This is a genomic window from Micromonospora sp. ATLC20, assembly GCF_057196585.1.
Map to the genome: position 1 here is coordinate 1 of NZ_JBXUOV010000229.1, position 7,831 is coordinate 7,831.

The 7,831-nt window shown below is 69.9% G+C and carries 8 protein-coding genes and 1 tRNA gene; 2 read left to right on the forward strand and 7 right to left on the reverse strand.

Annotated elements, in window-relative coordinates; translation table 11 throughout:
• Positions 1-567: 567 nt before the first annotated feature.
• Positions 568-789 (forward strand): hypothetical protein, encoded by a 222-nt coding sequence (locus tag AC2CHG_RS28310; protein ID WP_013288029.1) that lies wholly within the window; start codon positions 568-570, stop codon positions 787-789.
• A gap of 7 nt (positions 790-796) precedes the next feature.
• Here the strand turns inward: AC2CHG_RS28310 and AC2CHG_RS28315 are convergent, their stop codons facing one another.
• Together AC2CHG_RS28315 and AC2CHG_RS28320 are read right to left on the reverse strand one after the other, a co-directional pair.
• Positions 797-1,594 (reverse strand): carbon-nitrogen hydrolase family protein, encoded by a 798-nt coding sequence (locus tag AC2CHG_RS28315; RefSeq protein ID WP_366624840.1) that lies wholly within the window; start codon positions 1,592-1,594, stop codon positions 797-799.
• Positions 1,595-1,633: 39 nt separating this feature from the next.
• Complete coding sequence (locus AC2CHG_RS28320) at positions 1,634-2,467, reverse strand: EamA family transporter (protein WP_366624842.1); 834 nt, start codon at positions 2,465-2,467, stop codon at positions 1,634-1,636.
• Between the two features lie 41 nt (positions 2,468-2,508).
• On the opposite strand from AC2CHG_RS28320, the gene AC2CHG_RS28325 reads away from it, so the two are divergent.
• Positions 2,509-3,132, forward strand: coding sequence for a helix-turn-helix domain-containing protein (locus AC2CHG_RS28325; RefSeq protein WP_484525945.1), 624 nt, complete (start codon positions 2,509-2,511; stop codon positions 3,130-3,132).
• A gap of 24 nt (positions 3,133-3,156) precedes the next feature.
• Here the strand turns inward: AC2CHG_RS28325 and clpX are convergent, their stop codons facing one another.
• From clpX to AC2CHG_RS28350, 5 genes are all read right to left on the reverse strand, one after another.
• Entirely contained in the window at positions 3,157-4,449 is a 1,293-nt protein-coding gene (gene clpX, locus AC2CHG_RS28330; protein WP_091423211.1) for an ATP-dependent Clp protease ATP-binding subunit ClpX, read from the reverse strand.
• A gap of 227 nt (positions 4,450-4,676) precedes the next feature.
• Positions 4,677-5,339: an ATP-dependent Clp protease proteolytic subunit gene (locus AC2CHG_RS28335; protein WP_013288034.1), complete on the reverse strand. Its 663-nt coding sequence runs from the start codon at positions 5,337-5,339 to the stop codon at positions 4,677-4,679.
• A gap of 14 nt (positions 5,340-5,353) precedes the next feature.
• Positions 5,354-5,995: an ATP-dependent Clp protease proteolytic subunit gene (locus AC2CHG_RS28340; RefSeq protein WP_018786886.1), complete on the reverse strand. Its 642-nt coding sequence runs from the start codon at positions 5,993-5,995 to the stop codon at positions 5,354-5,356.
• Between the two features lie 175 nt (positions 5,996-6,170).
• The gene (tig, locus tag AC2CHG_RS28345) at positions 6,171-7,517 is read right to left on the reverse strand and encodes a trigger factor (protein WP_181726551.1); all 1,347 of its coding nucleotides are present in this window, start codon (positions 7,515-7,517) and stop codon (positions 6,171-6,173) included.
• A gap of 149 nt (positions 7,518-7,666) precedes the next feature.
• A tRNA-Pro gene (locus AC2CHG_RS28350) sits at positions 7,667-7,740 on the reverse strand.
• Between the last annotated feature and the right edge of the window lie 91 nt (positions 7,741-7,831).

A 7,831-nucleotide genomic window follows, 5' to 3' on the forward strand; every position in this document is an offset into this window, starting at 1 on the left:
CAGCCACCAGTCCGGGGTATAAAACAATTGGCACTGGCTTTACAAGCACCCTGTTGAGTTCTCAAAGAACAACCACACACCAACCAGAAGCACCGCTACCAGCGGAACCCCCGTTTGGGGCAATCTCTCCAACCTACTCGGTCTTGCTTCCGTCGTCAACCTCGCGTTCGAGGTGATCAACTTGGCTCGACCAGACCCACGCTGACGCTCACCGTTTCCGGCGGTCGTTGCTCTCGTGGGTTTCGGCGGACCGGCCGGCGTCGCTCTCGCGACCACCCGCCCGGCTCCCTGCCGGCTTTCGAACTCTACCCGGTCGGCTTCGCGTTCGCAACTCCGTGTCCCGGAGTGCCGTGCACCGCCCGAATCTCAGTCTGGCTCGGCGTCACCGCCACCAGCCTGGCGCCCGTTCTCGGCCGGTCTGCCCGGCCTCCCGCGTGCAGAGAGAAAGTTACGCGGACCCGCCTCGGAAGGCAAATCAATGATCGTCATTTGGTGAACGCCAGCCGTTTCCGCGGCGAGCGCGGTCGGAGGGGTCGTCCGGTGCGGTGCCGTGCCAGAGTGGTCGGCATGGATGATCCGTCCCCGGTCCCGGCCGTCGCCGAGGACGCTCTGCTCGGCCTCCTGCTGCCGTTCTGGCAGTTGGTGATCGGGGCCGTCGTGCTCGCCGTACTGGTGCTGTCGATCAGGCGCCTGGCCCGGCGCGGCCCATCGCGGATGACCACCGCTCTCCTGGTCACCGCGGCGGCGATCGCCGGGATCGCCGCCCTGGGCCTGCTCTTCGGGGGCTGACCTCGGGTCAGAGCCGGCGGTTGGCCAGGCTGGGCAGCTCGGCGCGGATCGTCCGCAGGCGCTCCAGGTCGATCTCGGTGACCGCCAGCCCGGGGCCGTCGGCGACCTGGCTCAGCACGGTCCCCCACGGGTCGACCACCATGCTGCGCCCGAAGCAGGTCCGGCCCGGGTCGTGGTCACCTGTCTGTCCGGCCGCCGCCACGAAGCACTGGTTCTCGATCGCCCGGGCGCGCAGCAGCACCTCCCAGTGGTCCCGCCCGGTGTGCATCATGAACGCCGCCGGCACTACGAGCAGTTCGGCGCCGCCGTCGGTCGCGAGCTGCCGGTACAACTCCGGGAACCGCAGGTCGTAACAGATGGACAGACCGACCCGCAGACCCTCGACGTCGACCACCACGGGCTTCTCGCCCGGCGCGACGGTTGCCGACTCGAGGTAGGAGACGCGGCCGGGGATCTCCACGTCGTACAGATGGATCTTGCGGTAGGTGGCGGCGAGCGCGCCCTCGCGGTCGAAGACCAGCGAGGTGTTCCAGGTGCGCGCCGGGTCCGGACCGGCCTCGTGGAACGAGCCGGCGATCACCCACATGCCCAACCGGCGGGCGGTCTCCGCGAAGAACCGCCCCACAGTCCCGTCGACCGGCTCGGCCGGCGGCATCCGGTCGGCGTGACCGAGGTAGTCGACGTACTCCGGAAGGACCGCGAGATCCGCGCCGGCCGCCGCGGCCCTGACCAGCAGGGCCTCGGCGGCGGCGAGGTTCGCCGCCCGGTCGTCGCGGGCGTTGAGCTGGCAGACGGCGACGCGCATGACCCGAGGGTACGGGCGGAAGGGGGCGCGCGACAGGGCTCAGACGCTGGACAGGACGAGCGCCGCCGCGGCGAAGCCGAGCCCTGCGACCTGCGCCGGCCGGAGCCGTTCCCGGTCCACGGCGAGCGCGAGCAGGACGGTGCTCGCCGGGTAGAGCGAGGCGATGGCGGCTACCACGCTCAGGTGCCCCCGGCCTGCGGCGGCGAGGAACAGCGCGTTGGCGGCGGAGTCGAGCAGGCCGGCGGTCGCGGCCCAGCCGAGGACTCGCCGTCCCAGTCGCAGGCGTGCGCCGGTACGCACGGCGAGCGCGAGGCCGAACGCGATCGAGCTGACGCGTACCGCAAGAACCGGCCACATGCCGGCCGCCTCGTCGGCCTGGCCGAGCAGCGCGAAGAAGACGCCGAAGAGCAGCCCGGCGGCCAGTGCCATGCCGATCACGCGGCCGGAGACGCGGCGTGCCGCACCGCGCTCGCCCAGGCTGACCAGGCCGATGGCGACCACGGCGAGCGCGGCGCCGCCGAGCGCGACAGCACCCGGCGAGTGCGCGAGGACCAGGCCGGCGACGATCGGCACGATCGCTGCGGTGATCGCGGTGACCGGCGCGACGACGGCCATCACGCCGGTGGCGAGCGCGCGGTAGAGCAGCATGACGCCGCCCGCGCCGGCTACCCCGGCGAGCAGGCCCCAGCCCAGGTCGAGTGGGCTCGGCGTGCCGGGCACCACGAGGACGAGGACGAGCAGCAGCGGAACGCTGAGGATCTGTGACACCACGGTCACGGCGATCGGGTCGGCGCGCCGGGACGCCTTGCCGCCGGCGAAGTCGGCGGTGCCGAAGGCGAGCGCGGACACGGCGGCGAGGACAATGGGGAGCACCCCGCAGTCGTACCACAATAGTGACCGCGAAGGACAGTGTGATGACCGAGACCGGTGGACGGGTCGGCGCGGTGACCTCAGCCGTCGCCCGCCAGGTACGTGAGCTGCGAGCGGCGCGGGGCTGGTCGTTCGAGGAACTGGCCGGCCGGTCCGGGGTCAGCAAGGGCATGCTGGTGCAGATCGAGGGGGCACGCACCAACCCGAGCATCGGCACGCTCTGCCGGGTCGCCGACGCGTTCGGCGTCAGCATCGCCCGGCTGCTGGAGCCGGCGGAACAGAACACGGTACGGGTCAGCGCGGCGGACGAGGCGCCGGTGCTGTGGCGCGGTCCGAGCGGCGGCGTGGCGCGTCTGCTCAGCGGACTCGGCGAACCCGACCTGGTCGAGCTGTGGGACTGGCGGATGGAACCCGGGGAGGCGTTGCGCTCCTCCGACCACGCCCACGGCACCCGGGAGATCCTGCACGTGCTCGACGGCGCCGCGACCGTCACCGTCGACGGTGTCGACCACGAGGTACGCGCCGGCGAGACGGTCGAGTTCCACGCCGACCGGGAACACGGCTACCGCACCGCCGGTGACGGGCCGGTGCGCCTGATGATGGTGGTGGTCACCCCGTCGGGCGAGTGGGACCGGCGGACCCGTTCACGCGGACCGCGCCCGAGCTGACCCGGGCGCGGTCGCGAACGGCGGTCAGGCCGACTTCTCCTCGCGGTCCCGCCGGCGCCGGCCGGTGAACTCGCGGGGCACGATCGTCGGGTTGACGTTCTCCAGGACGACCTCGCGGGTGATCAGCACCCGGGCGGCGTCGGGGTTGCTCGGCACCTCGTACATCACGGAGAGGAGCACCTCTTCCATGATCGCCCGCAGGCCGCGGGCTCCGGTGCCGCGGAGCATGGCCTGGTCGGCGATGGCCTCCAGCGCGGGCGGCTCGAACTCCAGCTCGACGCCGTCCAGCTCGAACAGGCGCTGGTACTGGCGCACCAGCGCGTTACGCGGCTCGGTGAGGATCCGCACCAGCGCGGAACGGTCGAGGCTGCGCACGTTGGTGATCACCGGAAGCCGGCCGATGAACTCGGGGATGAGCCCGAACTTCAGCATGTCCTCCGGCATGACCTGGCTGAAGATGTCGTCGGTCGACCGCTCGGACACCGACCGGAGCCGGGCGCCGAAGCCGGTGCCGCCGGAGCCGGTGCGGGCCTCGATGATCTGGTCGAGCCCGGCGAACGCGCCACCGCAGATGAACAGCACGTTCGTCGTGTCGATCTGGATGAACTCCTGGTGCGGGTGCTTACGCCCGCCCTGCGGCGGCACGTTGGCGACGGTGCCCTCGAGCATCTTCAGCAGCGCCTGCTGCACGCCCTCGCCGGAGACGTCACGGGTGATCGACGGGTTCTCCGACTTGCGGGCGATCTTGTCGACCTCGTCGATGTAGATGATGCCCGTCTCGGCGCGCTTGATGTCGTAGTCGGCGGCCTGGATCAGCTTCAGCAGGATGTTCTCGACGTCCTCGCCGACGTAGCCCGCCTCGGTGAGCGCGGTGGCGTCCGCGATCGCGAACGGGACGTTGAGCATCCGGGCGAGCGTCTGCGCCAGGTGCGTCTTGCCGCAGCCCGTCGGGCCGAGCAGCAGGATGTTCGACTTGGCCAGCTCGACGCCGTCGGTGCCGGAACCCGGCGCGCCGGCGGCCTCGGCCTGGATCCGCTTGTAGTGGTTGTAGACCGCGACGGCGAGCGCCTTCTTGGCCTGCTCCTGACCGACGACGTAGTTGTCGAGGAACTGGCAGATCTCCATCGGCTTGGGAAGCTCTTCCCACTTCACCTCGCCGGACTCGGCCAGCTCCTCTTCGATGATCTCGTTGCAGAGGTCGATGCACTCGTCGCAGATGTAGACACCAGGGCCCGCGATGAGCTTCTTGACCTGCTTCTGCGACTTGCCGCAGAACGAGCATTTCAGTAGGTCGCCGCCGTCACCGATCCGTGCCACCTACGTTCTCCCTGCACTCGTCGGCCGGAACGCCGGCCCTGACCTGCGGGCGCCGGAGCGCCCGTCCGTCCTGTCGTCCCACCATGCTGTCGGCTCCACCTGATCCGACCGGCGGAGCGGTACAGACCCGACGTTACCCGGTGGCCGGGTTTTCTCCGACCCCCAAAACGGGTGTGTCAGAGGTCGACCGGGAACGATACCCCGATCGACCTCCGACCACACGTTGGTCAGCCCGCGGCGTGCGACGCCAGCAGACCCTTCTTGCGGCTGGTCAGGATCGTGTCGACCAGCCCGTACTCCTTGGACTCCTCGGCCGTCATGATCTTGTCACGGTCGATGTCCTTGCGGACCTGCTCGATCGGGCGGTTGCAGTGCCGGGAGAGCATGTCCTCCAGCTGCGTCCGCATCCGCAGGATCTCCCGCGCCTGGATCTCGATGTCCGAGCCCTGGCCGTAACCGCCCTCGGTGGCCGGCTGGTGGATGATGATCCGGGAGTTGGGCAGCGCCATCCGCTTGCCCGGGGTGCCCGCGGAGAGCAGCACCGCCGCCGCGCTCGCCGCCTGCCCGAGGCAGACGGTCTGGATGTCCGGGCGGACGTACTGCATGGTGTCGTAGATCGCCGTCATGGCCGTGAAGGAGCCACCGGGCGAGTTGATGTACATGATGATGTCGCGGTCCGGGTCGGTGCCCTCCAGCGTCAGCAGCTGGGCCATCACGTCGTTCGCCGACGCGTCGTCCACCTGGACGCCGAGGAAGATGATCCGGTCCTCGAAGAGCTTGTTGTACGGGTTGGACTCCTTCATCCCGTACGACGTGCGCTCGACGAACGACGGCAGGACATAGCGGTTGTGCACGGCCGCGAACTGGGGCGGCAGGCTCAGGTCGGTCATCGTCAGCTCCTCGCTCAGCTCAGGGTCCCGGCGCCATCCGGAACCTGAGCGGCCCCGATGATCACCTTGTCGATGAAGCCGTAGTCCATGGCCTCCTGGGCGGTGAACCAGCGGTCGCGGTCCGAGTCGGCCTCGATCTGCTCCTGGGACTGGCCGGTGTGGAACGCGACCCGCTCCTGGAACATCCGCTTGGTGTAGAGCATCTGCTCGGCCTGGATCGCGATGTCCGACGCGGTGCCGCCGAGACCGCCCGAGGGCTGGTGCATCATGATCCGCGCGTGCGGCAGGGCGTACCGCTTGCCCTTGGTGCCCGCGCAGAGCAGCAGCTGGCCCATGGAGGCCGCCATGCCCATCGCCACTGTCGAGACGTCGTTGTCGATGTACTGCATGGTGTCGTAGATCGCCATGCCGGAGTAGACCGAGCCACCCGGCGAGTTGATCCAGAGGAAGATGTCGCGGTCCGGGTCCTCCGCGGCGAGCAGCAGGAGCTGCGCGCAGATGCGGTTGGCCACCTGGTCGTTCACCTCGCTGCCGAGGAAGATGATCCGTTCCTTGAGCAACCGGTTGTAGACCGAGTCGTCGAGGTTGCCAATGGAGTCGCCACCGCGGGCCTCGTTCACCCGGAGCGACTTCTTGGGGATGTGCATGTCGGTCATGGCAGCCCTTCGCTCTCCGTACCGTCCTACCCGACACTAACCGCTCAGCCGGGAGGCGTACTCCCGGTCGGGGCACTGTTCGCTCTCAGCGCAGTCACCCGCACGGCGTACCCAGGAAAGGGTTTCGGCCGCCTCCCGGCGCGCAGCGCGGGACGGCGGCCGAGACCCCCGATGATCAGTGCTGGTGGTCGTGCTCGGCCTCGTTCTGGGCCCGCAGGGCGTCGAGGGAGACCTCGTTGCCCGCCGAGTCCTTGATCTTGATCTTCTCCATCACCGCGGCGAGCGCCTTGCCCCGGCGGACGTCGCCGAAGACGGCCGCGGCCGCGCCGGAGCGGACCAGCTGGTCGTAGTACTGCTGCGGGGCCATGCCGGCGCGCTGCGCCCGGTGCACGATCTCGTGACCGAACTCGTCGTCGGAGACCTGCACGTCCTCGGCGTCGGCCAGGGTGTCCAGCAGGAGCTGGATCTTGACGCCGTCGGTCGCCGCCTCGGTCAGCTCGGTGTCGATCTGCTCCTCGGTCTTCTCCTCCGCCGCGAGGTATTCCTCCAGGGAGGCGCCGATGCGCTCGAGCTGGTCGACCATCGCGGCCTTGCGGCTCTCGACCTCCTCCTTGACGACGCCCTCGGGCGCCGGCACCTCGGCGGCGGCCACCATCTGCTCCAGGGCCTTGTCACGGGCGGCGTAGATCTGCTCGACCTGCTTGCCCCGGGTGACCCGCTCCCGCAGGTCGCCGCGCAGCTCGTCGATGGTGTCGAACTCGCTGGCCATCTGCGCGAAGTCGTCGTTGAGCTCGGGGAGCTCCTTCTCCTTGACCGTGCGGACGGTCACCGCCACGTCGGCGTCGCGGCCGGCGTAGTCGCCGCCGACGAGCTGCGTGGTGAAGGTGGTGCTGTCGCCGGCGGCCAGGCCGACCAGCGCCTCGTCCAGACCCGGCAGGAGCTGCTTGCTGCCCACCTCGTGCGAGATGTTGCTCGCCGAACCGCCCGGGACCTCCTCGCCGTCGACAGTGGCGTTCAGGTCGATCTGCACGAAGTCGCCCTCCTGGGCGGCCCGCTCGACGGTCTTCAGCGTGGCGAACCGCTCGCGCAGGCTGTTGATCTGCTCGTCGATCTCGCTGTCGGCGATCTGGATCTCGTCGACGGTCACCTCGATGGTGGCCGGGTCCGGCAGGGTGATCTCCGGCCGGACGTCCACCTCGGCGGTGAAGTTGAGCGAGTCGCCGTCGTTGAACTCCGTGATGTCGACCTCGGGACGGCCCAGCGTCTTCAGGTCGTGCTCCCGGACCGCGGCCAGGATGTTCTGCGGGATGGCCTCCTGGATCGCCTCGTTGAGGACGGTCCCCCGGCCCACCCGCTGGTCGATCACCGCGCTGGGGACCTTGCCCCGGCGGAAGCCGGGAACCTGGACCTGCTGGCCGATCTCCCGGTACGCCTTCTTGAGGCTCGGCTCGAGCTCGACGAACGGCACCTCGATGGCGAGCCGCACGCGCGTCGGGCTCAGAGTCTCGACGGTGCTCTTCACAGGCGTACTCCTTGACGGATCTGGGTGTTGGTTCTGGGGCGTGATTGCGCGCATCGAGTGTAGGCGAGCCGGCCGACGGCATCGGCAGGGCCCGGGCACCGCGCGGAAAAAACCGGCGGTTCCCGGGACGATCCGGTCGCGAACGACAGTCGGGGTGGCGGGATTTGAACCCACGGCCCCTCGCTCCCAAAGCGAGTGCGCTACCAAGCTGCGCCACACCCCGGTGGCGACGAAGAGTGTATGCCGTCCGGCCACCCGCGCGGGTGACGGGGCACGGCGCGGCGGCCGCCGGGCGCGGCCGGGCGCCGCCGGGC

Excerpts from the sequence above, each read along its gene's own strand:
- AC2CHG_RS28325 (WP_484525945.1), top strand. The coding sequence starts at position 2,509 with ATGACCGAGACCGGTGGACGGGTCGGCGCGGTGACCTCAGCCGTCGCC.
- AC2CHG_RS28315 (WP_366624840.1), bottom strand. The coding sequence starts at position 1,594 with ATGCGCGTCGCCGTCTGCCAGCTCAACGCCCGCGACGACCGGGCGGCG.
- AC2CHG_RS28340 (WP_018786886.1), bottom strand. The coding sequence starts at position 5,995 with ATGACCGACATGCACATCCCCAAGAAGTCGCTCCGGGTGAACGAGGCC.
- AC2CHG_RS28335 (WP_013288034.1), bottom strand. The coding sequence starts at position 5,339 with ATGACCGACCTGAGCCTGCCGCCCCAGTTCGCGGCCGTGCACAACCGC.
- AC2CHG_RS28310 (WP_013288029.1), top strand. The coding sequence starts at position 568 with ATGGATGATCCGTCCCCGGTCCCGGCCGTCGCCGAGGACGCTCTGCTC.